The organism is Kineococcus vitellinus, assembly GCF_009906315.1.
GTDB lineage: Bacteria > Actinomycetota > Actinomycetes > Actinomycetales > Kineococcaceae > Kineococcus > Kineococcus vitellinus.
The window spans coordinates 1-251 of sequence record NZ_JAAALL010000685.1 but is presented as its reverse complement, the minus strand read 5'-3'; the positions used below and the strand labels follow the sequence as shown (position 1 = coordinate 251).

Here is a 251-nt window from a genome sequence, read left to right as displayed (position 1 = left end):
CTGGAGCGGCGCTTCCAGCCCATCCAGGTCCCCGAGCCGACGCTGGCGCACGCCATCGAGATCCTCAAGGGCCTGCGCGACCGCTACGAGGCCCACCACCGCGTCTCCATCACCGACGCCGCGCTGGTGGCGGCCGCCACCAGCGCGGCGTCGGTGATGGAGACGCGGTGGTGGGCCTCGTAGCGGTCGCGCAGGCCCTTGAGGATCTCGATGGCGTGCGCCAGCGTCGGCTCGGGGACCTGGATGGGCTG

The 251-nt window shown here is 72.9% G+C and carries 1 pseudogene; it reads left to right on the top strand.

The annotated features are described in order from the left end of the window. A pseudogene (locus tag GTQ99_RS27650) lies at positions 1-168 on the top strand (hypothetical protein); the annotation flags it as partial. Positions 169-251: the final 83 nt, after the last annotated feature.